This window comes from Streptomyces sp. CLV115 (genome assembly GCF_038448545.1).
In the GTDB taxonomy this organism is placed as follows: Bacteria; Actinomycetota; Actinomycetes; order Streptomycetales; family Streptomycetaceae; genus Streptomyces; species Streptomyces sanglieri.
This window is the reverse complement of the sequence record NZ_JBCEWQ010000053.1, coordinates 27,001-50,027: the sequence shown is the minus strand read 5'-3', so window position 1 is coordinate 50,027 and position 23,027 is coordinate 27,001. Positions and strand designations below refer to the sequence as shown.

Annotated in this window: 21 protein-coding genes and 2 pseudogenes; 5 read left to right on the top strand and 18 right to left on the bottom strand. The window is 69.7% G+C overall.

What is annotated here, in order from left to right; all coding sequences use genetic code 11:
* The 17 genes from AADR41_RS19735 to AADR41_RS19655 all read right to left on the bottom strand — a co-directional run.
* On the bottom strand, window positions 1–979 hold a 979-nt coding region (locus tag AADR41_RS19735), incomplete at its 3' end, for a lytic transglycosylase domain-containing protein (protein ID WP_342282740.1).
* 22 nt (window positions 980–1,001) lie between these two features.
* Entirely contained in the window at window positions 1,002–1,757 is a 756-nt protein-coding gene (locus AADR41_RS19730) for a hypothetical protein (protein WP_342282739.1), read from the bottom strand.
* 66 nt (window positions 1,758–1,823) lie between these two features.
* Complete coding sequence (locus tag AADR41_RS19725; RefSeq protein ID WP_342282738.1) at window positions 1,824–2,354, bottom strand: nuclear transport factor 2 family protein; 531 nt, start codon at window positions 2,352–2,354, stop codon at window positions 1,824–1,826.
* Window positions 2,355–2,409: 55 nt separating this feature from the next.
* On the bottom strand, window positions 2,410–3,039 hold the full coding sequence (locus AADR41_RS19720) for a hypothetical protein (RefSeq protein ID WP_342282737.1): 630 nt from the start codon (window positions 3,037–3,039) through the stop codon (window positions 2,410–2,412).
* Window positions 3,036–3,557 (bottom strand): hypothetical protein, encoded by a 522-nt coding sequence (locus AADR41_RS19715; protein WP_342282736.1) that lies wholly within the window; start codon window positions 3,555–3,557, stop codon window positions 3,036–3,038. Before AADR41_RS19715 ends, AADR41_RS19720 begins: the two co-directional genes overlap by 4 nt.
* Complete coding sequence (locus AADR41_RS19710; protein WP_342282735.1) at window positions 3,554–4,813, bottom strand: MlaD family protein; 1,260 nt, start codon at window positions 4,811–4,813, stop codon at window positions 3,554–3,556. Before AADR41_RS19710 ends, AADR41_RS19715 begins: the two co-directional genes overlap by 4 nt.
* Window positions 4,810–5,961, bottom strand: coding sequence for an MCE family protein (locus AADR41_RS19705; protein ID WP_342282734.1), 1,152 nt, complete (start codon window positions 5,959–5,961; stop codon window positions 4,810–4,812). The genes AADR41_RS19710 and AADR41_RS19705 overlap by 4 nt, the downstream gene beginning before the upstream one ends.
* Window positions 5,958–7,067 (bottom strand): MCE family protein, encoded by a 1,110-nt coding sequence (locus AADR41_RS19700; protein ID WP_342282733.1) that lies wholly within the window; start codon window positions 7,065–7,067, stop codon window positions 5,958–5,960. Before AADR41_RS19700 ends, AADR41_RS19705 begins: the two co-directional genes overlap by 4 nt.
* Window position 7,068: 1 nt before the next feature.
* Window positions 7,069–8,088, bottom strand: a complete 1,020-nt coding sequence (locus AADR41_RS19695) for an MCE family protein (protein WP_342282732.1) — start codon at window positions 8,086–8,088, stop codon at window positions 7,069–7,071.
* On the bottom strand, window positions 8,085–9,116 hold the full coding sequence (locus tag AADR41_RS19690) for an MCE family protein (protein WP_342282731.1): 1,032 nt from the start codon (window positions 9,114–9,116) through the stop codon (window positions 8,085–8,087). The genes AADR41_RS19695 and AADR41_RS19690 overlap by 4 nt, the downstream gene beginning before the upstream one ends.
* Complete coding sequence (locus AADR41_RS19685; RefSeq protein ID WP_342282730.1) at window positions 9,113–10,426, bottom strand: MCE family protein; 1,314 nt, start codon at window positions 10,424–10,426, stop codon at window positions 9,113–9,115. The genes AADR41_RS19690 and AADR41_RS19685 overlap by 4 nt, the downstream gene beginning before the upstream one ends.
* Complete coding sequence (locus AADR41_RS19680) at window positions 10,426–11,229, bottom strand: MlaE family ABC transporter permease (protein ID WP_342282729.1); 804 nt, start codon at window positions 11,227–11,229, stop codon at window positions 10,426–10,428. The genes AADR41_RS19685 and AADR41_RS19680 overlap by 1 nt, the downstream gene beginning before the upstream one ends.
* 3 nt (window positions 11,230–11,232) lie before the next feature.
* Complete coding sequence (locus AADR41_RS19675) at window positions 11,233–12,084, bottom strand: MlaE family ABC transporter permease (protein WP_342282728.1); 852 nt, start codon at window positions 12,082–12,084, stop codon at window positions 11,233–11,235.
* Window positions 12,081–13,076 (bottom strand): ABC transporter ATP-binding protein, encoded by a 996-nt coding sequence (locus AADR41_RS19670; RefSeq protein ID WP_342282727.1) that lies wholly within the window; start codon window positions 13,074–13,076, stop codon window positions 12,081–12,083. Before AADR41_RS19670 ends, AADR41_RS19675 begins: the two co-directional genes overlap by 4 nt.
* 565 nt (window positions 13,077–13,641) lie before the next feature.
* Window positions 13,642–14,601: a hypothetical protein gene (locus AADR41_RS19665; protein ID WP_342282726.1), complete on the bottom strand. Its 960-nt coding sequence runs from the start codon at window positions 14,599–14,601 to the stop codon at window positions 13,642–13,644.
* A 52-nt stretch (window positions 14,602–14,653) separates the two neighbouring features.
* The gene (locus AADR41_RS19660; RefSeq protein ID WP_342282725.1) at window positions 14,654–16,120 is read right to left on the bottom strand and encodes a DUF6801 domain-containing protein; all 1,467 of its coding nucleotides are present in this window, start codon (window positions 16,118–16,120) and stop codon (window positions 14,654–14,656) included.
* 136 nt (window positions 16,121–16,256) lie between these two features.
* Window positions 16,257–16,907, bottom strand: coding sequence for a hypothetical protein (locus tag AADR41_RS19655; RefSeq protein ID WP_342282724.1), 651 nt, complete (start codon window positions 16,905–16,907; stop codon window positions 16,257–16,259).
* Between the two features lie 961 nt (window positions 16,908–17,868).
* On the opposite strand from AADR41_RS19655, the gene AADR41_RS19650 reads away from it, so the two are divergent.
* From AADR41_RS19650 to AADR41_RS19635, 4 genes and pseudogenes are all read left to right on the top strand, one after another.
* Window positions 17,869–19,083 carry a PucR family transcriptional regulator gene (locus AADR41_RS19650; RefSeq protein ID WP_342282723.1) on the top strand — a complete coding sequence of 405 codons (1,215 nt, stop codon included), beginning with the start codon at window positions 17,869–17,871 and terminating at the stop codon, window positions 19,081–19,083.
* 213 nt (window positions 19,084–19,296) lie between these two features.
* Window positions 19,297–19,560 carry a hypothetical protein gene (locus AADR41_RS19645; RefSeq protein ID WP_342282722.1) on the top strand — a complete coding sequence of 88 codons (264 nt, stop codon included), beginning with the start codon at window positions 19,297–19,299 and terminating at the stop codon, window positions 19,558–19,560.
* A gap of 103 nt (window positions 19,561–19,663) precedes the next feature.
* A pseudogene (locus AADR41_RS19640) lies at window positions 19,664–19,918 on the top strand (SCP2 sterol-binding domain-containing protein); the annotation flags it as partial.
* A 22-nt stretch (window positions 19,919–19,940) separates the two neighbouring features.
* Window positions 19,941–20,786, top strand: a pseudogene (locus tag AADR41_RS19635) (acyl-CoA dehydrogenase family protein); the annotation flags it as partial.
* Between the two features lie 42 nt (window positions 20,787–20,828).
* Here the strand turns inward: AADR41_RS19635 and AADR41_RS19630 are convergent.
* Window positions 20,829–22,082 carry a cytochrome P450 gene (locus tag AADR41_RS19630; protein ID WP_342282721.1) on the bottom strand — a complete coding sequence of 418 codons (1,254 nt, stop codon included), beginning with the start codon at window positions 22,080–22,082 and terminating at the stop codon, window positions 20,829–20,831.
* A gap of 80 nt (window positions 22,083–22,162) precedes the next feature.
* On the opposite strand from AADR41_RS19630, the gene AADR41_RS19625 reads away from it, so the two are divergent.
* Window positions 22,163–22,990, top strand: a complete 828-nt coding sequence (locus AADR41_RS19625) for a hypothetical protein (protein ID WP_342282720.1) — start codon at window positions 22,163–22,165, stop codon at window positions 22,988–22,990.
* Window positions 22,991–23,027 lie beyond the last annotated feature (37 nt).

Sequence of the window (23,027 nt, the reverse complement as noted above, 5' to 3'; positions counted from 1 at the left end):
GGGAGAGGGTGGGGTCCGGGGAGCCGGTCGGCGATCCGGAGGGCTTCGGGGTGGTGGACGGCGAGGGCTGGTGCGAGCCGCCGGGCTGCGGGCCCACGATGATGCCGCCGTCCGGGGCTCCGGGGCCGCCGACCGGATGCTTCGGCTTGTTCGGTCCGCCCGCGCCGGGGCTCTTCGGGACGGTGCCCTTGCCGTCGGCCACCGGGTGGATGCCCTTGCGGTAGAACTCCAGCCAGGACAGCACGGTGCGCAGATAGGTGTCCGAGTGGTTGTAGCTGAGGATCGCCCGGTCCAGATCGGCCTTCACCGACAGATCGCGCGGTCCGGCGCAGAGATACTCTCCGGCGGCCAGTGCGGCGTCGTAGATGTTGTTCGGGTCACGGCGCCCGTCGCCGTTGCCGTCCTGCCCCCAGTGGGCCCAGGTCGAGGGGATGAACTGCATCGGGCCGACCGCCCGGTCGTAGTTCCGGTCGCCGTCGTACGCGCCGCCGTCGGTGTCCGGGATGTCGGCGAAGCCCGCACCGTCGAGGACCGGTCCGAGGATCGGGCTGAGCGTCGTGCCCTGTGCGTCGACCCGGCCTCCGCCCGCCTGGCCGGACTCGACCTTGCCGATCGCCGCGAGCAGCTGCCACGGCAGCCGGCAGCCGGGGTCGGTCTTCCCGAGTGCGCTCTCCGCCTTGCGGTAGGCGGCGAGAACCGTGGCCGGGATGCCCGCCTCGGCCCACGACCGGGCGGCGGCCGGGTTCTGCTTCTTTCCGGCCTTCGGCGGTTTCGGCGACTGCAGCGGCGGCAGTTCGGTGTGGTACGAGTCGTCGTTGGGTACGTGCGACCACTTGACCTCGTCGGTCTCCGGGGCCTGCTTCGACGGCGCTTCGTGAGCGACGGTCCCCGGTGCCTGGGACGCGGTGAGCGCGGCCATCGCGGCGACCGCGACCGCCGTTCCGCCGAGTCCGCGGCGCATCGTGCCGTTGAACCTCATGCGTGCTCCCCTCTCCCCCGGGTCACCGGGTGAACGTATCGATGGCGGAGATCCGCCAGGTGCCGCCGCGTCGAACGGCGTCCACGGCGAACATGGCCGCCGCGTAGGTCGTCTCGTCCGACTTTCCGGTACGGGTGTTGCTCTGGTCGGCGAAGATCAGCAGCCGGGCCCGGTCGCCGTCCAGCAGCTCGACACCGCTGTCGGTGACGGTGGTGGTCAGCACGAGCTTCTGCTTCTGCCCCTGGGCCCGGACCTGGGCGAGCATGTCCTTGTGCTGCTGCACCGCCTTGCCCACCAGATGTGTACCGGCCGCCTGTTCGGACTTCTCGGGCGAGGCGTAGTCGTAGGAGAAGACCGCACCGACGGCGTCGGCGATCCGGCCCTTCACCTCGCTGGTCCGGCTGATGTCGGTGAGGGCGGTGTTCTGCCGGGACGGATCGTCGCGCAGGCTGCCGGCCGAGGCGAACGCCCAGGCGGCGAAGGCGCCGAGCAGCACGGTGAGGGCGCAGAGCACGGCGGGCAGCCGGACCCGGAGGCGGGCGGGCCGTTCGCCCTCCGGTCCGCTCTTCCGCGGGGCCGCTGCCGGACCGGCGGCGTCCCCGGCCCCGTCCTGCGCGGCCTCGTCGTCGGCCCCGGTGTCCTTCGCGGACGGGTCCGGCGCCGGTCCGCCGGGTTCGGTGTCGGGGGTCGCGGTCCCGCGCGCCGGGGCGGCGGCGCGCTCCGCGGCGACGGTGGCCAGGCGGCGCCGGCGGTTGACGAGGTGACGGGTCGTCGACATGTCCGGTGGTCCTCTCGGTGGCGGGGTGGGAGTCGGTGGCGTCGAAGGCGGTCGGGCGACCGCCTCTCAGCCGGCCGTGTTGCCGACGGGTGCCTGGCCGAGGGCGCTGAGCTTCCACCCCTCGGAGGTACGGCTGAGCCGGCCGAGCATCCGGCTCTCCTTCACCGCGGGCTTGCCCTTCGGCGCGGTCACGGTGACCCGCAGCGCCACCATCACTCCGGCCTTTCCGGCCCGGTCGTCCAGTTCGGTCACCGCCCCGGACAGGATCCGGGCCGTGCTGACCGTCTTCGCCTCCTGGATCTGCTTCACGAACGCGTCCCGCCCGTCGACGAGTTGCCGGTGCAGATCGCCGGTGGTGGAGTCCTCCCAGCTGTCGAGTCCCTTCGCCAGCTTCCGGTGGTCCAGCGTGTTCATGTTCTGCACGGCCTGCTCCCCCGCCGCCAGCGCCTCGTCGCGCGCCTGCGCGTAGGCCGCCGACTCGTCGTGCGCGGCCTCGTAGCGGGAAACTCCGCCCCAGGCCGCCGCGCCGGCCGCCGCGACGGTCAGCACGACCGCCACCGCCGTCAGCGGGTTCCTCGTGATCCGTACCCGTGCCATTGCTGTCTCTCCCCTGCCGGCCGATCCGTACCGAGTTGCGCGTGTGTGGGTACTGCTATCTGGAGGTGATCTCGACCACGGTCCAGTGGCCGTCCCTCAGTTGGGCGGTGACGGAGAGCTGGGCGGCGGCGGTGGTGGCCGGCCTGCCCTCGCGTTCGTAGACCTGGTCGAGGAAGACCAGCAGGTGGGCGCTGTGCTCCGTCAGCCGGGTGACCCCGGCGCGCACGACATGGGTGGTGAGGGTCAGCTTCTGGTCGGCGGCCTGCTTCTCGACCTGGCCGAACAGGGCGGCGTACTGCTGGAGCGCCTTGCCCGCGAGCAGCTGCTTCGCCGACTCCTTGGTGACGGCGGTGGCCCGGGGGCTGTAGGAGAAGACCTTGCCGAGTGCGTTGCTGACGTCTCCCGCGACCCGGGTGGTGGCCTCGCTGTCGGTCAGTGCGCGGTTGGCGGTGGCGGGGGTGTCGCGCAGCGCTCTGCCCTGGGCGAAGAGCACTCCGCCGGCCACGAGGAGTACGACGGCCAGGACCGCCGCCACGACGCCCGGCCACCGCCGGGCGGGGGCGGGCGGGTCCGGCTGCCCGTCGTCGGTGACGGCACCGGGCTCCGCCGCGGTCTCCTCGTGTTCCTCGACGTCCCGCGCGTCCACGTCCGTGCTCACGACCGCCGTCCCTCCCCGCTGTTTCATGCGCCGCTCCCGACCGGGATCGCGGTGAGCGCCTTGACCTTCCAGCCGTCCGCGGTCCGGGACAGCGTGGCCTCGAAGCGTTTGCGTTCGGTGCCGCTCCTTCCGGTGCGCGGGGTGACCTCGACATCGACGGTCGCGATCAGCTCCGCGGTCCCGGTCCGCTCGTCGAGCGCGGTGAGCGCCGCGTCGGTGACCTTCCCCCGTGCGGTGGCGCCCGCCCGGACCAGTTCCTTCGCGTCCTTGCTCCGGGTGCGTCCGAGCTGGTCGTGGAGCGGCCCGGTCGAGGAGTCGAGCCAGGCGCCGAGTCCGGCGTCCACGGTCCGGGCGTCCTTGGCGTCGAGGCTGTTCAGCCGGGCCAGGTGGCGCCTGCCGTCGGCCAGCGCGGCATCGCGGCTCTTCGCGTACGCCAGGCTGTCGTCGCCGCGCGCCCGGGCGTACGACCAGCCGCCGAGGGCGCAGATGAGTACCGCGGCGAGCAGTGCCGCCAAGCCGGTCAGGGTCCTGGTCCGGGGCGTCATCGGCCGTCCTCCCGTCCGAGTCCCAGCAGTCCGGCCATGCCGTCTTCGGCCGGGGCCCGGCCGGTGACACCGAGCGCCCCCGGGAGCCGCTTCCCGGATCCGTTCCCCAGCAGCATCGAGCCGGGCCGGGCGGGTTCGGGCACGGCGCCGCCCTTCGGCGCGTTGGCGCTGCCGCGGACGTTGATGCCGGTGCCGGGCGAGGAGGTGCAGCGGGCCTTGGTGTTGACGGGCGGGCCGGCCGAGGTGTCCAGACCGCTGCGGTAGACGGTGCCGCCGTATCCGGCGGTGCAGGGCAGGGGTTCGAAGAAGGTGACCGACATGCCGAACCGGGCGCCCTTCTCGTCGATCGCGCTGGATCCGGCGGCGGCCACCGCGGGGAGTTTCACCAGGAGTTCCTCGATGCCGCGCTGGCGGGTGACGGCGACCTGGGAGGTGGTGAGGAGGTTGGCGACGACGACGCCGAAGCTCGGGTCGAGGTCCCGCAGCAGTCCGCTGATCTGTCCGGTCGCGTCGGGGGCGACCGCGATCAGCTTGCGCAGATCGGTGTCGGACCCCTTGAGCTGTGCGGCCAGTTCCGCGGCGCCGGAGGCGAAGCCCTTGAGTGCCTCGCCCTGTTCGGCCTGGGTGCGCAGCACGGTCCGGCCGTCGGCCATCAGCCGGGTGTTGACCGGCAGCGCGTCGTCCGCCGCCCGGACGAACTCGCTCCCGGTGTCCAGCAGTACCTGGAGGTCGTCGCCGCGCCCCTCGAACGCGGTGCCGAACTCGTCGACGACCGTGCGCAGGGATTCCAGGTCGACCGAGCCGGCCAGGTCGTTGACGCTGGTGAGGACGTTGGTGACGGGGGCGGGGACGGTGGTGTCGGCCTGGTCGATGACGGATCCGTTCGCCAGGTACGGGCCCTCGGTGCGGGTGGGCCGCAGGTCGACGTACTGCTCGCCGACCGCGGAGAGACTGGCGACCACGGCCTTGAGCCCGTCGGGGATCTTCGGGGCGTCCTTCTCGATGCGCAGTTCGGCCTCGACTCCGTCGTCGGTGAGCTCGATCGGCCCGACCCGGCCCACCGAGACACCGCGGTAGGTGACGTTGGAGTGGGTGTACAGCCCTCCGGTGCGCGGGAGCTGCACCTTGACGGTGTAGTAGCTGCGCAGGCCGATGTAGTGGCCGAGGTCGGCGTACCGGACTCCGAGGTAGCCGAGTACGAGCACCGCGATGATCAGGAAGGAGATGTTCTTGAGCCGGACGGCGAGGGTGATCATCGGCTGCTCCCGTTCGTGCCCGCCGTCGGGACCGCGGGAAGGGGCAGCGGCAGTGCCTGCCCGGACCGGCCCGAAGCGGCCGTGCTCCCGGGAGGGACCGCCGGGACGATCGGCGGGACGATCTGGGTGCCGGGCATGGCCGTCACATCCAGGTAGACGTTGAGGTAGTCGCCCTTCACCCCGCGCAGCACCTCGTCCGTGAACGGGTAGGTGAGCAGCACCTGGAGGGAGTCGGGCAGGTCGCGGCCGGAGTCGGCGAGCGCCTTGAGGCTGGGGGCGAGTGCCCTGAGGTCGGCGATCATGTCGGCCTTGCTCCTGTTGACCGTGTCGACGGCCACGGTGGAGAGGGTGTCGAGCGAGCGCAGCATGGTCAGGAGCGAGCCGCGCTGCTTCTCCAGGATCTTCAGGCCGGGGCTCAGTCCGGTGAGGACCGTGCCGACGTCCTGTTTGCGGGTGGCGAGGGTGGCGGAGAGCCGGTTCACCCCGTCGAGGGCGTCGGTGATGTCCTTCTTGTGGTCGTCCAGGTCGGTGACCAGGGTGTTGACCCGGCCGAGCATGGAGCGGACCTGGGGTTCGCGTCCGGCGAGCGCCTTGTTGAGTTCGGTGGTGATGGTCTTGAGCTGGTTGACGCCACCGCCGTTGAGGAGCATCGACAGGGCGCCGAAGACCTCTTCGACCTCGGGGTTTCGGTTGGTGCGGGTCAGCGGGATGCGGTCTCCGTCGGTGAGTCTGCCCTGTGCGGCGCCGCGTGCCGGGGCGGCGAGCTGGATGTACTTCTCGCCGAGGAGGCTGGACTGTTCCAGGTGGGCGTAGGCGTTGGCGGGCAGTTCGACCTTGCCGTTGACGCGCATGGTGACCTTGGCGTTCCAGCTGCCGGAGCCCAGGGAGACCTCGGTGACCCGGCCGACGGCGACATCGTTGACCTTGACCGATGCCTGCGGGGCGAGGCTGAGCACATCGGCGAATTCCGCGGTGATCTCGTACGGGTGGTCGCCGAGGTCGGCGCCGCCGGGCAGCGGCACCTGGTCGATCCCGGTGAACGACGGCAGGCCGGAGGCGGTGACGACGACGGCCAGGCCGATGCCCACGGCCAGCACCGCGGCGATGCCGGTCGTGCGGGCTCCGGGTCTGCGCAGCGCACGGCTCATCGGTTCGCCCCCTTCTTTTCCGTGACGGGCTTCGCCGGGGTGCCGTAGACGGTGCCGACGGCCGGGAGCGGCAGGGTGGGCAGGGCCTTGCGGCGTGCGCCGTCCACCGGGGTGAGGCCGGCGAGTCCGCTCGCCCCGGTGAGCGGTCCCATGGAGAGCTCGTTGAGGTTGGTGCGGCCGTTGAGGGTGCGGTTGACCGGGTCGTAGGCGTTGACGACGTTGCCCGCGGCGAGCGGCAGCGTGTCCATCGACTCGGCGAGCGAGGCCCGCTGGTCGACCAGGGTCTGGGTGAGCGGCACCAGGGCGTCGACATTCGCCTTCAGGGCGCCGCGGTTCTTCTGGATGAAGCCCTTGACCTGGCCGAGCGCGGTGCCGAGTTCCTTCAGCGCCGCGCCGAGGTTCTCCTTGTCGTCGGCGAGGAACCCGGTGACCGAGTTGAGCTGCTGTTCGGCGGCCCGCACATTGCCGTCGTTGTCCTTCAGCATGGTGGTGAAGGACTGGAGGTAGGACAGCGTGTCGAAGAGGTTGCCGCTGCTCCTGTCGAGGGTCTTGGTGGCCTTGCCGAACTGCTCGATGGAGTCCCCGATGGCCTTTCCGTTGCCGTCGAGATTCTTGGCGCCGGTGTCGAGGAGTCCGGAGAGCGCGCCGTCGGCGTTGGCGCCTTCCGGGCCCAGCGCCCTGGAGAGCTCGGTGATGGAGTCGTACAGCTGGTCCACCTCGACGGGGGTGGCGTTGTTCGCGGCCGGCAGTACGGCGCCCGCCGCGAGCTCCGGCCCGCCGTCGTAGGCGGGGGCGAGCTGGACGTAGCGGTCGGCCACGAGGCTGGGTGCGACGACCACGGCGTGCGCGGCCCTGGGGACCTTGACGCCCTTGTCGATGCGCAGGATCACCTCGACCTCCTTGCCGTGGGGCGTGACCGATTCGACCCGGCCGGCCCTGACGCCGAGGATCCGCAGGTCCGATCCGGCGTAGACGCCGGTGGCCTGGTCGAAGTAGGCGGTGACGGTGGTCGTTCCCTCGTCGTCCAGGGCCATCACTCCGGTGGTGGCCGCGACGGCCACCACGGCGAGTCCGGCGCCGATGCCGACGATGCGCTTCATTCTCATGTCAGCGGCCGCCTTGCTGCTTGGGTGGCTTGCACTCGGCCCCGGCCGGGGTGCCCGCGGGCAGGTACTCCTTCGGGACGACTCCGCAGACGTAGTTGTCGAACCAGCGGCCGCTGCCGAGGGTGTTGCCGACGAGCCGGCTGTACGAGCCGGCCAGCGAGAGCACCTTGTCGAGGCTCTTGCGGTTCTTCACCAGTACGGCGGTGACCCGGCCGAGCGAGTCCAGGGTGGGCTTCAGCTGCTGGTTGTTGTCCTTGACCAGGCCGGTGAGCTGGGTGCCCAGGTTCCGGGTGCCGGTGAGCAGCAGGTGGATGGAGTCGCGGCGGGCCTGGATCTCGCCGAGGAGCAGGTTGCCGTCCTTCAGCAGGATCTCGAAGCTGCTCTTCTTGTCGGCGAGGGTCTTGGTGAGCTGTTTGCTGCCCTTGAGGAGGGTGGCGAGTTCGGCGTCCCGTTCGGAGACGGTCTTCGAGAGGGCGGAGAGCCCTTCGGCCGCGCTCTTCACGTCGGGCGGGGAGTCCTTGAAGGTGGCGGAGATCGTCTCGAAGCTCTTGGCGAGCTGTGCGGTGTCGATCTCGCCGATGGTCTCGCCGAGTCCGTTGAACGCCTGGGTGACGTCGTACGGGGAGGTGGTGCGGCTCGCCCGGATGCGCTCGTCCGGGTCCTGCGGGGCGTTGCCCAGCGGGTCGACGGCGAGGTACTTCTCGCCGAGCAGGGTCTTGATGGCGATGCCCACGGTGGAGGAGTTGCCGATCCAGACGTCCTTGACCTTGAAGCTGACCTTCACCTTGGGGCCGTCGAGCGAGACTCCGGTGACCTCGCCGACCTTGACCCCGGCGACGCGTACCTCGTCGCCCTCGCTCAGTCCGGCGGACTCGGTGAAGTCGGCGCTGTAGGTGGTGCCGCCGCCGATGAAGGGCAGCGAGTCCACGCGGTAGGCGCCCAGGCCGACGAGGGCGAGGACGAGCAGTCCGACGACGGCCACGGCGACGGGGTTGCGTTCCCGTACGGGTTTGATCCTCATGACTGGCACCTCGGCTTCCCGACCTCGATGCCGGTGGGCGGGGCGCTGCCGTCCTCGGTCGTCACTCCGCCGACCTTGGCCTCGCAGAGGTAGAGGTTGAGCCATGAGCCGTACGAGGTGAGCCTGCTGATCGCCGCCATCTTGGCCGGGGTCTTCTGCAGGAAGTTCTCGATCTGCGGGGTTCCCTTGCCCAACTGGTCGGACAGGCGCCCGAGTTGCTTGATGTCACTCCTGAGGGGCGCCCGGCCGTCGTCGAGGAGGTCCGCGGTGACGGTGGTGAGCGCGCCCATGGCGGTGACCGCCTGGCCGAGCGGCTTGCGGTCGCCGGCGAATCCGGTGACGAGCTTCTGCAGGGTGACGACGAGGTCGTCGAATCCGGCCTCGCGGTCGTTGACGGTCTTCAGGACCGTGTTGAGGTTCTTGATCACCTCGCCGATCACCTTGTCCTTGGCGGCGACCGTGCCGGTCAGCGAGCCGACGTGCGAGAGGATGCTGTCCACGGTGCCGCCCTCGCCCTGGAGCACCTGGACGATGGATCCGGCCAGCTGGTTGACGTCGGGCGGGGACAGCCCCTCGAAGAGCGGCTGGAAGCCGTTGAAGAGCTGGGTGAGGTCGAGCGCCGGAGTGGTGCGGGAGACCGGGATGGTCGCTCCGGCGGCGAAGCTCCGGCCGACCGGCCCGGCCCCCTGGTCGAGGTCGATGTAGCGCTGGCCGACCATGTTGAGGTACTTGATCGAGGCGGTCACCGACGCGGGGAGCTTGCGCCCCTTGCGGACGGCGAAGCCGACCTCGGCGAGCCGTCTGTCGGCCACCCGGATGGATTCGACCTGTCCGACCTTGACCCCGGCGATCCGGACGCTGTCGCCGACGACCAGCCCGGTGGCGTCGGTGAACCTGGCCCTGTACGTGGTGGTGTCGCCGACGCTCGTGTTGGCGATGGAGAGCGCCAGCACGGTGGTGGCCAGCACGGTCACCAGGATGAAGGCGATGGACTTGGTGAGCGGAGCGGCGAGAGAGCGGCGCTTCACTTGAGCTTCACCTCCGCACCGCGGAAGGCCGGACCGATGAGCACGCTGCTCCAGTCGGGCAGGGTCTGCGGCTGGACTTTCAGTGAGGGAGCGACCAGCTCGTTGACGAGCCGGCTCTCCTGTGGGGAGTTGGGCATGCCGAGACCGGACTTCGGGTCCGACGGCGCGGCGCCGGCCCGTTCGCCGGCGGGCGCGGTGCCGGGTGCGGCGGGCGGCGTCGCCGCGCGGGTGTCCGCGGTCGGGACGGCCCTGCCCACGTACGGCACGGAGTAGCAGTGCGGTCCGCCGGTCGCGTCGTAGACCGGGGTGTCCCTGCCGGGCACGTACTTGCCCTTGGACTTCACGGGCTTGACGGTGACGTGGAGTCCGGGCTTGTCGGTGCCCTTGCCGAGCGCCTTGTCCATGGCCGGGACGAAACCGGCCAGGGTGCGCAGGGTGCAGGGGAATTCGGCGGAGTACTTCGCCAGCAGTTCCAGCGTCGGCCTGCTCTCGGCGGAGAGCCGGATCAGGTTGTCCTTGTTCTCCCGCAGGAACGAGGTGAGGTCCTGGGCGGAGGCGGTCGTGGACCCGTACAGCCCGGCGAGCTGTGCCTGCTGTTCGGCGATGGTGCCGCTGGTGGTGGTGAAGTCGGTGAGCGCGTCGAGCACATCCGGCGCGGCGTCCCCGTACACCTTGCTCACCTTGACGAGTTCCTTGATGTCGGCGTTGAGCGTGGGGAGTTGGGGGTTGAACTTGGCCAGGTGGGCGTCGAGCGTGGCGAGGGTGTCGCCGAGCTTCTCGCCGCGGCCTTCGAGGGCCTGGGAGACCGCGCCGAGGGTGGCGGCGAGCTTCTCCGGCTTGACGGCGGTGAGCAGCGGCAGGACGTTGTCGAGGACCTCCTCCAGCTCGATGGCGTTGCTGGAACGGTCCTGCGGGATGACCGAGCCGGCCCGCAGCGGCTGCGTGGACGGCAGTTCGGGCGGTACGAGGGCGACGAAGCGTTCCCCGAAGAGCGTGGTGGGCAGCATCTGAGCGGTCACGTCGGCCGGGATCCGGTCGAGCTTGCCGGGGTCGATGGCCAGGGTGAGCCGGGCCCCGTTCCCGTCGGCCGCGATGCCGCGGACCTGGCCGACGACGACGCCGCGCAGCTTCACGTCGGCGTTGTCGTGCATCTCGTTGCCGACGCTCGCGGTGCGTACGGTCACGGTGGCGTCGTCGGTGAAGTCCTTCCGGTACACCGAGACCGAGACCCAGACGAGCACGGCGGGTACGAGCAGGAAGGTGACTCCGGCGAGCCTGCGGCGGACGGTCTGCGTCCGGTGGGAGTTCATCAGCCGGCCACCTTCACCGTCGTGGTCGCGCCCCAGATGGCGAGGGAGAGGAAGAAGTCGGTGACGCTGATGAGCACGATGGCGTTGCGCACCGACCGTCCGACCGCGACCCCCACTCCGGCGGGACCGCCGGTGGCGTGGAAGCCGTAGTAGCAGTGGGCGAGGATCACCATCACGCTGAAGATCAGCACCTTGAGCACCGACAGCAGCACGTCGTCCGGGGAGAGGAAGAGATTGAAGTAGTGGTCGTACGTGCCCGCGGACTGCCCGTTGAACAGGACGGTGATGTAGCGGGACGCGAGGTACGAGGAGAGCAGCCCGATCGCGTACAGCGGGATGATCGCGACGACCCCGGCGATGATCCGGGTGGAGACGAGGTACGGCATGGACCGGATCCCCATCGCCTCCAGGGCGTCGACCTCCTCGTTGATCCGCATCGCGCCCAGCTGGGCGGTGAAGCCGGCGCCGACGGTCGCGGAGAGCGCGAGTCCCGCGACCAGGGGGGCGATCTCGCGGGTGTTGAAGTAGGCGGAGATGAAGCCGGTGAAGGCGGAGGTGCCGATCTGGTTGAGGGCGGCGTATCCCTGGAGGCCGACGACGGTCCCGGTGAACAGGGTCATCGCGACCATCACGCCGATGGTGCCGCCGATGACACCGAGACCCCCGCTGCCGAAGGCCACTTCGGCCAGCAGCCGCTGGACCTCGCGCAGATAGCGCCGCAGGGTTCGTGGCACCCAGATCAACGCGCGTATGTAGAAGGTGAGTTGTTCGCCGGATCGGTCGAGCCAGCTGAGCATCGACATCGGTCAGCTCCCCTTCGCGGGGACGATCTGGAGGTAGATCGCCGTGAGGACCGTGTTCACGAAGAACAGCAGCATGAAGGTGATGACGACGGACTGGTTGACCGCGTCGCCGACGCCCTTGGGGCCGCCGCGCGGGTTGAGCCCGCGGTAGGCGGCGACGATGCCCGCGATGAAGCCGAAGATCAGTGCCTTGACCTCGCTGATGTACAGGTCGGGAAGCTGGGCGAGGGCGGAAAAGCTGGCCAGGTAGGCGCCGGGGGTGCCGTGCTGGAGGATCACATTGAAGAAGTAGCCGCCGAGCGTGCCGACGACGGAGACCAGTCCGTTCAGCAGCACGGCGACCAGCATGGTGGCGAGGACCCGCGGGACGACCAGGCGCTGGATGGGCGAGACGCCCATGACCTCCATCGCGTCGAGTTCCTCGCGGATCTTCCGGGAGCCGAGGTCCGCGCAGATGGCCGAGCCCGCGGCGCCGGAGATCAGCAGGGCCACGATGATCGGGCTGGCCTGCTGGATGACGGCGAGGACGCTGGCGCCGCCGGTGAACGACTGGGCGCCGAGCTGCTGGGTCAGCGAGCCGACCTGGAGGGCGATGACCGCGCCGAACGGGATCGAGACGAGCGCCGCGGGCAGGATGGTGACGCTGGCGACGAACCAGAACTGCTCGATGAACTCCCGTACCTGGAAGGGCCGCCGGAAGACCTCGCGGCTCACGGTCGCGGCCAGTGAGAACAGCTTCCCGGTCTCGCGCAGCGGGGAGAGCAGCCGGTTCGGGGGCTTCTCCGCCGGCTGCTTCGGCGCCACCGCACCGGTGGGCGGCGGCTCCGGAGGCCGCACCGGCATGGGGGCCGTCACAGGCGTTCACCGCCCACGGCCGGGGTGTAGCTCTTCATGATGGCCGTGCGGGCCGCTTCGGGCAGCTGGCCCATCATCGACAGGACCCGTTCCCGGCGGCGCACGGCGGCCTGCCGTACGGGCATGCCGGGCGACGGCTCCAGCTGGGGTACGACGGTGCGCGGCCCGTTGGCGGAGCTGATGCCGACTCCGTACCCGTTCATCTCCTCGGCCGCGAGGGTGGCGGCGTCCTTCTCCTCGGCCATCCCGATGGGTCCTTCGCGGCGTCCGGCGAGGAACTGGGCGACCACGGGCACGTCGCTGGTGAGCAGCACCTCGCGCGGTCCGAAGGTGACGAGGTTGCGGCGGAAGAGCATGCCCATGTTGTCCGGGACGGTGGCCGCGATGTCGAGGTTGTGGGTGACGATCAGCATCGTCGCGTCGATCTGTGCGTTGAGGTCGATGAGCAGCTGGGAGATGTACGCGGTGCGCACCGGGTCGAGTCCGGAGTCCGGTTCGTCGCAGAGGATGATCTGCGGGTCCAGGACCAGCGCGCGCGCCAGGCCGGCCCGCTTGCGCATCCCGCCGGAGATCTCGCCCGGGAGCTTGCCCTCGGCGCCCAGGAGGCCGACGATGTCGATCCGCTCCATGACGATCCGGCGGATCTCCGACTCCTTCTTGCGGGTGTGTTCACGCAGGGGGAAGGCGATGTTGTCGAAGAGCGACATCGATCCGAAGAGCGCGCCGTCCTGGAACATGAGCCCGAAGAGTTTACGGGTCTCCATGATCTCGCGTTCCGGACTGTTCACCATGTCGACGCCGTTGATGAGGACGCGCCCCTGCTCCGGCTTCAGCAGACCGATGATGGATTTCAGGAAGACGGTCTTTCCGGTGCCGGAAGGCCCGAGCATCACGCTCACTTCGCCGGCGGGCAGCGTAAGGGTGACGTCCTGCCAGATGTTCTGCTTGCCGAAGGACTTCGTGAGGCCCTCGACGACTACTTCGATTCCCATCGGCCCTCCTTCGAAGTTGTTGTGGAAGTCATCTGTCAGCGCTCCGGCTCTGAGAAATGCGTTGGCGGCTCGTCACACATGCACCAGGAGGCGCACGCTATGTCCGTCGAAACCGCCAGGACAAGCCGTTGAACAGCGGAAATCGACGAACCGGGCTCTCGGTGTGGATCATTTGTCACCGAGTGACAAAGCCGGATGCGGGCTTTGTCGAAATCTGCGCAAGGTTTCCGGCCCACGAACCGGGGCCCCGCGGCCGGCGAACCGGAGCCACCGGGGCTCCAGAGGTACCGAACAGACAGCAGCGGATGCGTTTCCCCGCTGCTCAACGGGACGCTACGGCCCGGTAACCAGCCACCGCAATACCGGTTCGTAAACTTTTTGCACGCCATTCGACGGCCTTTTTGTTTTTGTGAGCGAGTGAGTATTGCGCATCGCTCGTTTGTCGATAAGTGAGCCATTCGGCGCACCGGTATGCAAACGCCCGCCGCGCCCGGAAAATGTGCCGGGTGCGGCGGGCGGCATCGCTGATCTCCGTACTCCGCGAAATGAGGTACCGGCGAGGTGCCTACCGCGCCACTCCCGCGTGCCAGCTCTCCGAAAGCAGCCGGCCGGCGTTGGGGGCCGCCGCACCGGGCAGTGCCAGTCCCCCGGTGTACGTGGCGGCGTTGTTGAGCACCAGGTTGTTCTTTCCGGCCGCCGACGGCAGCGCCGTCTTCAGGTTGACCGCCCAGTTCAGCTCACCGAGGGTCAGGGGGCCGCAGCCGCTCACCCCGGGGACGGCGAAGCCCGCGTCGCCCTGCGCGTTTCCGGTCAGCTCGATGCGGTTGAGCGCACCGCCGGTGTTCGCCGTGCCGTTGGCGTCGAAGCGCTTGCTGCCGATGGCCGGCTGGGTGAGGTTCTGCGGGCGCAGCACGATCGGGTCGGACGTGGTCCCGATGTAGCACTTCGAACCCAGGAAGGGGTTCTCCAGATGGATGCGGACCGGGATGTCGACGATCGTCTTCCCGCTCTGCATCCCTGCGGCCACGTCGAAGTTCCTGGGCGTGCCGGCCGACTGGACGGTGGCGACCACCCGGTTGAGGCTGTTGTCCGTCAGCTGCCTGCAGATGTCGCTGACCACCGGAATCCCGCTCGGGCACATGAGGCCGAGCAGGCCGCCGGGTATCTCCGTCGGCGCTCCCACGATCGCCCCGCCCGCGGGCGGCACGACCTTGGACTCACCCGTCGTTGTGTTCCGCACGACGCCGAACTGGAGGTCGTTGGCACCGGTCGTCGCCAGGGTGTTGCCGAGCTTGATGGAGCCGCTCTCGGAGTGCGAGGCCACGCAGATCGCGATCTCGGTCTGGCCGTCCGCGGCCAGCATGGCCGGGTCGTCGACCGGACACCGGGTGAAGGGCGCCCAGTTGCCGTTCATCTCCTGGGCGGAGGCGGCGCTCGCCGGCGAGGTGCTCAGGGGAATGCCGACGGCGACCGCCATCAGCGCGCCGAGGAGGGCGGGTCTGACGCTTTTCGGGGCAGCTCGCATGATTGGTCCAGCCTTTCTGGGGATCCGGGAGTCAGCGCTTGCGGAACAGCTCTCAGCGTTCGGGCTCGGGCTTCGGCGGCTCGGGACAGTTCGCCGGAACGCCTTCGACACACAGCGGGGACTGCATCATTTTCGTGTAGTTGCCTTTTCCGGAGACCGAGGCGGTGAAGAGGTTGTCGAGATCCTCCGTGACCCCGCAGCCGGAGAACGGCGGCACATCCGCGTAGCCGGTCAGCGGCCCCCCGGTCTTCACCGTGTAGCCCTCGGGGCCGCCCGCGCCGGAGGCTCCCTTGCCGACCAGCTTCAGTGTCATCGGGCTCGCACTGCGGCAGTCGGGGCCGACGTCCAGCGGCTCCCCGTTGACCTCCACGTCATAGAGGCGTGCGCGCATGGGAGCGATGGCGGTCGTCGTCTCCTTGTACTTCTTGGTCTCCGGGTCGGGGGCCGAGTCGCCCAGCGTTCCGATGTCGATCCTGCCTTCGAGGATCAGTTCCACCTTCGCCGTCGTCGGCATGAAGCCGAAGGTGAGGAAGGTGGCCTCGGCCGGCGGCATCTGGGCCCTGCCCCTGTAGTCGAGCGTGCCGTCGGTGGTCAGCCAGCTCTTCACGCCGGTCGGGCATTTGAGGAAGGAGACGGACGTGTTCAGGTTGAGGCGAAGATGTCCGGGGTCGCTGAACTTGATCGCCCCGGCGAGTTTGTTGACGTTGGAGTATCCCGCCATGTAGCCGTGTGCCGGTTTCGGCACCTGCGGGAGCGGACCGGTCATGACCGTGCAGTCGGCGGGCGGCTGCACGCCCCCGGACGGCAGATCCGCCGCCCGTCCGGCCTTCGCACCGCCGGACGGGTCGGGGCCGGTGCCTCCGGACGGCTCGGGGGCGGCCCCGGAAGGCGGCGTGGTTCCGCTCTCCGGGGGAACGGTGACCGTGGCCAGTTCCGCGCTCTGGTCCGGATCGGCCTTGCACGAGAGGGCCAGCGGGGGCGGCGCGTCCCCGGCGCCCTCGGCGGCTCGCGGGGCGAGGCCCACGTCCAGCTGCCCCAGGGCGAAGAGCACGTCACCGCTGGACCTCGGCGTAATCGTCGGAACCTCGCCCGTCGCCCGGAGCGCGAGGTCGCCCGTGGCGGGGAGAGCGGTCTCCGGGATCTCCAGCCCCTGCCAGGGCACATCCGTCGACTCGCCCCGTTGCGAGACCTCGGTCAGCATCCGCGCGGATCCCGAGACGGCCACGGGTTCGGCCCCCGGCAAGGCGGAGAGCACGGAACGCGGGAGCTCGAAGGAGAGGGCCACGTCCTGGATCCGGATCGCCGTCCCGACACTCGTGGTCACCGGCAGCTCCGCCGCGATGTGCACCTTGACCGGCTGTGCGCCGGAGGGAAGTTCACAGGTGTAGGCGACGTCCGCCTCGGCGGTCCGGGTGTCGGTCGCGGCTCCCGTCCCCGGCATGAATCCCGCCACGAGCGTCACCGCACCGACTGCGGCGATGCGCGCGGCGCGCCGCGGGTCCGTGGTCCTTGTTCTCATCTCGGCCTACCTGCCGTCGTCTCGGTGCTCGGCTCTCGTTGCGTATTGCGAAGGGACCTGCCGACGGCGGGCCGCGGAGTGGAGGTGAACCTCCGCTCCGCGGCCCTTCCTTGCCACCGGTTCCGGTCCGGACCGGTTACGGCGAGGTGATGGTGAGCGGCGCGGCGACCTTGTACGTCGCGTCGAACGTCGCCGAGTCACCCGCGTTGAGCAGCCCCGAGCAGTTGTCGGCGCTGTCGACCTTCAGGCCGGTGCCGGTGTTGATGTCGAGTTCGCCGGTGGCGTTGTTGTACGTCACGTTGCTCACGGACCCGGAGATCACGGCCTTGCAGGTGCCGAGGATGGTGTCACCGGTCAGGTTGACCTTGACCCCGGACAGGCTCCCCGAGGTGATGCCACCGCTGTAGCTGCTCGCGTCGATGCTGATGGTGGCACCCGACGCGAGTGCGGCCGTGAAGTTCGAGCCGAGCGGTCCCGGGCACGGGCTGGCCGCGGATCCCCAGGCGGCGGCGGTGATCTTCGCGATGCCGACGCCGGTGGAGTACGTGCCACTGGGAGCGGTGCCACTGGCGGTACCCACCGAGCAGTCCACCTGCTGGCTGGTGTTGGTGTCGACCAGGGTCGCCACCGTGCCGGCCTTGAGCTGGGCCGTGAAGGTGCCGTTCGCGTTGGGGTTGACCACGGTCCACTGCGCGAGGGCGGTGGCCGAGGCCGACGTGGCGGCGAAGCCGAACGCGGCTGCGGCGACGGTCGTGGCGAACAATGCTCGTCTGAGGGTGTTTCTCACGGAACTTACCTCCGGGAAGTGGAGTTGGACGTACCCGATTACCTCGCGCCACGCCCTGGGAATGGGCCCGGCACGAGGGCGGCTCACATCGTGGAACGCAGAAGTCGATGGACTCGACTGCGTGATCGAACTCCGTGCGGATCGAACGTTACGAGCCAGTAGCCCGACGCGGCAATACCCGGCGCAGAAAATCCCCGCGCCTCTCAGCAAAAGCATTCCGCCTTAGCGACAACTCAGCAGATCGCCGCGATTTTCTATACGAAAGTGAGTAGTTACGGCCGTGTCGTGCGCCCCGGCCCCCGCCGGACACTCACCCCAGGCGCAGTCACCAGCGACGGGCCGGCCCGCCGACCGGCCGCGTACCCGCCGGTAAGATCGTCGGGACCTCGGCCGAATGACGTCCTGGCGCCCGGCGTCCACCACGCGACCGGACCCTCGCAGGGCATCACGGAGCACCGCCCCGGGCCACGGTCCGAACCGCCACCGGCGGGCCGCCGGTGAATTATCCATTCCGGCCGACCGGTTTTGAAATTTGCCCGCCGACCCCAAAGGATTCCCCTTCTCCGAATAGCAGGCCCCCCTTGCAATTCCGCGCCCAAGAGGCAGCAAATGACCGATTCCCGCCACGACCGCAGCGCCCAGGGAAGATGCACACCAGCGGCACGAATCCGCACCAATCACCCGGACGGGAATCCGCGACCCGTGGTTGCTTTCTTGTCGCCGGGAGAGCAGATGTCCGAAAAACATTGTCCTGAAGTGAGCACTGGCTTCCCACCTGCACCGAAGCACCACAACGGGGCCGAGATATGTGCCCCTTGCACTTCGATCTTGTCCAAGTAGTGGGCACGACCGCTGACTTGGTCTATCTTCATCGCGAACTTGGTACGCACCTGTCGGTTCGTGGGAGCGCTTTCCCACCGCCTGTCCCCCCACCGGGCGCCGGAGAGCAGGGGGGTCAGTCATGCCTGAACTCATTCAGCCGTTGGACACGGGGGATCCGCTGGGACCGCTCCCCCAGGAATTCGCCGCCATCATGCGGCCGGAACTGCCGAGCCTGATCAAGGAGATCGGCGTCGAGGTCACCCGGGCCTACCCGGAATACGCCCGGCTGCTCGACGGTCCCAACGGACAGGCCATCAGGGTCGGCGTGGAACAGAGCCTCTCCTCCTTCGTGGACCTGGTCGCCGAGCCGTCCGCCTCGACCTCGTTGCGCGACGACATGTGCCGCCGCTTCGGACGTTTCGAGGCGTACGAAGGCCGCACGATGGAAACGCTCCAGGGCGCCTACCGCCTCGGGGCCCGGGTCGCACTGCGCCGGGCCAAGAAGGTCGGCCGGAGTCACAACTTCTCGCCGGCCCTCATGCTCAGCTTCGCCGACGCACTCTTCACCTACATCGACGAGCTCGAATCCCTCTCCAGGGAGGGCTTCCTGGAAGTGCAGTCGCAGACCGGCGAACAGACCGAGGCCATGCGCCGGCGCCTGTTGCATCTGATCCTCGCCGGACGCCCCTCCCCCCGTACCGCCATCGCCGAATTGTGCGAACAGACCGGATGGGCGCTGCCCGACGAGGTCACCCTGGTCGCCGTCCGCGCCCCCGCCACCCTGGACCGGGCCTCGGCCGACCGCGATCTGCTGGCGGATCTCAGCGCACCGCAGCCGCACTTATTGATTCCCGGAGCTTTCGACGACGCCCGAAGACGGATGCTGGACGAGGCACTCCTGGGCACCCACGCCGCGATCGGCCTGACCGTGCCCGTCGCCCTGGCCTCGGACTCGATCCGCTGGGCCCGGCGCGTGCTCGAACTCGTCGACGCGAAGATCATCGACGACGCACCCGTCGTCCTGTGCGAGAACCACCTCATCACCCTGTGGCTGCTCTCCGACCCGGTCCTGGTCGACCAGCTCGCCCGGCGCGAACTGGCCCCGATCTCCGGAATCAGCGCCACTCGCCGGGAACGGCTGGTCGAGACCCTGCGGATCTGGCTGGACACCCGCGGCACCGCGGCCCACATGGGCGAGTTGCTCGACGTCCATCCGCAGACGGTCCGTTACCGGATGCGCAATCTGGAGTCCATCTTCGGCGAGCAACTCACCGATCCCGAGAGCCGTTTCTCCACCGAAGCCGTGCTGCGGGCGCTCCAACTGCGGGCCCGGGGCGACGAAACACCGCTCTGAGTCCGCTTCCGGCCGGATCACGGTCCTCACCACGAGTCAACTTACCTACGGGTAAGGCGAAATAGCCGGTCACTCTCAAACGGTTGCCACACGGAGACGTTCTCAACGAGAAACCCGGAACCGCGTCCCGTACATATGGAGAAGTCGGCCGCCGCACCCGGCGGCCGGGCCGAGAACCGCCTCCTGGCCGACCATTCCGAGAGGGAACCCCCCATGACCGCCTCGCACCTCCTCGTCCCCGTGCCGATTCCGGACCGGGTCGCCGCACTGATCGGATCCTGCATCCCCCCGCACATCCTCCAGGCGGAATTCGACGCCGACTGCGCCGCGCGCGAGGTACGCAGGTTCCGCGGTCCGGGACTCTGCGACGAGGACCGGGCCGACCGCGAGCAGGCCCTCTCCGACCTGGCCCGCGCCAACAAGATCCTCGCCGCGCACCATCCCCGGCTCACGGTGCGGCCCGGCAGCCCCTGGTGATGCGCCCGCACGGCCCGTCTTGCGAAGGGGCGTCCCGACACCTGCCTTACTCAAAAGTAAATTTACTTCGGAGTAAGGCACTGGTGTGGCCGACAACGGCAGGATCCGCTGGAAGATCACCGGCGACAGCGAGGTGGTCTACGAGACCTCGATGGACAGGGGCACCTGCACGGTCGGCGAGGGCAGGTCCGAGGCCGAGCCCCGCACGACGCTGGTGATGGCGGACGCCGAGTTCCTCAACCTGGTCTCCTGCAACGGCAATCCGGTGACCACGTTCATGATGCGCAAGCTGAAGGTCTCCGGCGATGTCGGCCCGGCTGCGGGGCTGACCCGCTACTTCGACATTCCGAAGGCCTGATCCCGTGAGCCACTTCTCCCTCGTCCCCGCGTTCTGCGTCTCCGAGCCCCAGGCCGGCTCCGACGTCTCCGCGATGACCACCGGGGCCCGTTACGACGAGGCCCGTGACGAGTGGGTGCTCACCGGTCAGAAGGCCTGGATCACCAACGGCGGGATCGCCGGGGTCCATGTGGTCGTCGCCTCGGTCGACCCGGCGCCGGGGGCCCGTGGTCAGGCCGCTTTCATCGTGCCGCCCGCCACGAAGGGCCTCGCGGTGAGCCGCACCATCAAGAAGCTGGGCCTGCGCGCCTCGCACACGGCGGACGTGTTCCTGGACGACGTACGCGTACCCGGGCACTTTCTGCTCGGCGGGAAGGAGAAGCTGGACGCCCGGCCGGCCCGGGCCCGTGAGGGCACCAACGCCAAGGGGCAGGCGGCCATGGCGACCTTCGAGGTCAGCCGCCCGACCGCCGGCGCACAGGCGCTGGGCATCGCGCGCGCGGCGTACGAGTACGCGCTGGAGTACGCCGGTGAGCGGGAGGCCTTCGGCCGTCCCGTCATCGAGAACCGGTCGATCGCGTTCGCGCCGGCCGACATCCGCACCGAGATCGAGGCCGTGCGGCTGCTGATCTGGCAGGCCGCCTGGATGGCCCGCAACGACCGGACCTTCGACGCCGGACAGGGCTCCATGTCCAAGCTGCGCGCGGGCGAACTCGCCGTGGCGGCGACCGAGAGGGCCGTCCAGATCCTGGGCGGCGCCGGGTACAGCCGGGAGCACCCGGTGGAGCGGATGTACCGGGGCGCCGAGATCTGCACCATCTTCGAGGGTACGAGCGAGATCCAGCGGCTGGTCATCGCGCGGGCGATCTCCGGTCGCCACATCCGCTGACCCCCGCGTCCTGCCGGCCCTTCCGGCGCGGGTGCCCCGGTCTCAGCCGGCGACCGGGGTGAACCGGACCGGCAGCGACCGCGGGCCGCGGGTGAAGACGCCCTGCTCACCGGGGGTGAATCCGTCGGCGAGCCGCAGATCGGGCATCGCGTCGAGCAGCAGGTTCACCCCCGTCTCCACCTCCGCCCTGGCCAGCAGCGCACCGACGCAGAAGTGCCGGCCCAGCGCGAACGCCAGATGGTCGGCGGCCGCCGAGAAGGCGGTGGTGCCGGTCAGGTCGGTGCGGAAGATGTCGAACCGGTCGGGCTCGCGGTAGCGCGCCCCGTCGCGGTTGGCGGAGCCGATCAGACAGGTGACGGTGGCCCCCGCCGGGACCGTTCCGCCGCTGAGTTCCACCTCCTTCGCGGTCTGACGCATGATCATGTGGACCGGCGGGCTGTGGCGCAGGGTCTCGGCGAAGGCCCGGTCGATGAGGCCGCGGTCCTCCCGTACCGCGGCGAGCTGCTCGGGATGGGTGAGCAGGTTGGCGAAGACGGAGGCGATGGCCTTGTCGGTGGTCTCGCCGCCCGCCGCGAGCAGCAGGCTGCAGAACGCCTTGATGTCCTCGTCGCTCATCCGCACCCCGTCGACCTCGGCGGCACAGAGCGTGGAGAGCAGGTCGCCGCCCGGCTCGTCCCGGCGCCGCCGGATGACCGGGATCATGTACTCGGCGAACTCCCGGCGGGTCCGCTCACCGGCCGCGGCCACCTCCGGGTCGCCCGCCAGATTGCCGAGGAAGGCGATGACGGTGGTGTACCAGCCGTGGAACCGGTCGTGGTCCGCCCGGTCCAGGCCGAGCATGTCGGCGATGACGAGGACCGGGAAGCGGGTCGCGAAGTCGGCGACGAGATCGGCCTCTCCGGTGTGCCGGAAGGCGTCGATCAGCTCGCGTGCGTTGCGCTCGATGACCGGAAGGAACCTCTCCCGCAGCTCCGTGCCCCGGAAGGCGGGGGCGACCAGGGCCCGGCGCACCGCGTGCTCGCGGCCGCTGAGCTGGAGGATCGTCCTGCCGTGGACGGGTTCGATCTGCCAGTCGTAGTTGTCGGTGGTGAACTCCCCCGCCCGGTCCTTGAACACCCGCTCCACGTCCTCGTACCGGGAGACGAGATAACTGTTCGTGGCCTCGTGGCGGATCAGCGGCGCGCTCTCCCGCATGATCCGGTAGGCCCCGTAGGGATCGGCCTCGAAGGCGGGCGAGAGAATGTCGGGCGGGGACGGCGATCGCGGTGCGACCGGCTCGTGCGGGGCAGGGGTCATGACGCTCCGGAGTCGTGAACGGGCAACGCCGTCAAGGTTATTGATCAGCCGTCCACCGGCACACCCTCTGGAGGAACGCCATGCCCGCCGGTTCACGACCGTCCGTCCTGTTCGTCACCGACCTCGCCTACCGGGCGCGGGGCCGGCGCTACTGCGACGAGGACATCCGGCTGACCTCACGGCTGCGGGAGGAGTTCGACGTCGCGCTCTGTCACCCCCGGGACGCCGCCGCGCTGCTGGACGGCTTCGACACGGTCGTCATACGCAACAGCGGCCCGGTGCTGCACTACCGGGAGGAGTACGACGCGTTCCGCGCACGGGCGCGGGAACTGGGCACCAGGGTCTACAACCCCCTGCACGGTCGCGGGGACATGGCGGGCAAGCAGTATCTGGTCGATCTGAGCAGGGCCGGTCATCCGGTGATCCCCACCGTGGACCGGGCCGCCGATCTGGGGAGGCTGCCCGAGGCCCCCGAGTACGTGGTCAAGCCGAAGCTGGGGGCGGACTCGGCCGGGCTGCGGTTCGTACGGGAGGCAGCGCTGCCGGACGGCGAGGACGGCACGCTGCTGGTCCAGCCCCGGATCGACTTCCGCTACGAGGTGTCCTTCTACTTCGTCGACCACGACTTCCAGTACGCGCTGTACGCCCCGGCCCCGGAGCGGCGGTGGGTGCTGGAGCCGTACGTGCCGGACGCGGCCGATCTGGCGTTCGCCCGCGGCTTCGTGGAGTGGAACAGCCTCGACCACGGCATCCAGCGGGTCGACGCCTGCCGGACCGCGCGGGGCGAGCTGCTGCTCGTCGAGCTGGAGGACCTGAATCCGTATCTGTCGCTGGACCGGGTGGCGGAGCCCGTACAGGAGGCCTTCGTGACCCGGATGAAGGCCTCCGTGCGGGATCTGCTGGGCTGACGACCCGTCCGGCCGTCCCCCACATGCGGTAGGGGCG

What these genes read in the sequence shown, in the direction of transcription:
- AADR41_RS19670 (WP_342282727.1), bottom strand. Translation starts at nt 13,076, where the DNA reads ATGGGAATCGAAGTAGTCGTCGAGGGCCTCACGAAGTCCTTCGGCAAG.
- AADR41_RS19685 (WP_342282730.1), bottom strand. Translation starts at nt 10,426, where the DNA reads ATGAACTCCCACCGGACGCAGACCGTCCGCCGCAGGCTCGCCGGAGTC.
- AADR41_RS19720 (WP_342282737.1), bottom strand. Translation starts at nt 3,039, where the DNA reads ATGAAACAGCGGGGAGGGACGGCGGTCGTGAGCACGGACGTGGACGCG.
- AADR41_RS19725 (WP_342282738.1), bottom strand. Translation starts at nt 2,354, where the DNA reads ATGGCACGGGTACGGATCACGAGGAACCCGCTGACGGCGGTGGCGGTC.
- AADR41_RS19660 (WP_342282725.1), bottom strand. Translation starts at nt 16,120, where the DNA reads ATGAGAACAAGGACCACGGACCCGCGGCGCGCCGCGCGCATCGCCGCA.
- AADR41_RS19710 (WP_342282735.1), bottom strand. Translation starts at nt 4,813, where the DNA reads ATGATCACCCTCGCCGTCCGGCTCAAGAACATCTCCTTCCTGATCATC.
- AADR41_RS19665 (WP_342282726.1), bottom strand. Translation starts at nt 14,601, where the DNA reads ATGCGAGCTGCCCCGAAAAGCGTCAGACCCGCCCTCCTCGGCGCGCTG.
- AADR41_RS19700 (WP_342282733.1), bottom strand. Translation starts at nt 7,067, where the DNA reads ATGAGAATGAAGCGCATCGTCGGCATCGGCGCCGGACTCGCCGTGGTG.
- AADR41_RS19625 (WP_342282720.1), top strand. Translation starts at nt 22,163, where the DNA reads ATGCCCGCCGGTTCACGACCGTCCGTCCTGTTCGTCACCGACCTCGCC.
- AADR41_RS19645 (WP_342282722.1), top strand. Translation starts at nt 19,297, where the DNA reads ATGACCGCCTCGCACCTCCTCGTCCCCGTGCCGATTCCGGACCGGGTC.
- AADR41_RS19630 (WP_342282721.1), bottom strand. Translation starts at nt 22,082, where the DNA reads ATGACCCCTGCCCCGCACGAGCCGGTCGCACCGCGATCGCCGTCCCCG.
- AADR41_RS19650 (WP_342282723.1), top strand. Translation starts at nt 17,869, where the DNA reads ATGCCTGAACTCATTCAGCCGTTGGACACGGGGGATCCGCTGGGACCG.
- AADR41_RS19680 (WP_342282729.1), bottom strand. Translation starts at nt 11,229, where the DNA reads ATGTCGATGCTCAGCTGGCTCGACCGATCCGGCGAACAACTCACCTTC.
- AADR41_RS19730 (WP_342282739.1), bottom strand. Translation starts at nt 1,757, where the DNA reads ATGTCGACGACCCGTCACCTCGTCAACCGCCGGCGCCGCCTGGCCACC.
- AADR41_RS19705 (WP_342282734.1), bottom strand. Translation starts at nt 5,961, where the DNA reads ATGAGCCGTGCGCTGCGCAGACCCGGAGCCCGCACGACCGGCATCGCC.
- AADR41_RS19695 (WP_342282732.1), bottom strand. Translation starts at nt 8,088, where the DNA reads ATGAGGATCAAACCCGTACGGGAACGCAACCCCGTCGCCGTGGCCGTC.
- AADR41_RS19715 (WP_342282736.1), bottom strand. Translation starts at nt 3,557, where the DNA reads ATGACGCCCCGGACCAGGACCCTGACCGGCTTGGCGGCACTGCTCGCC.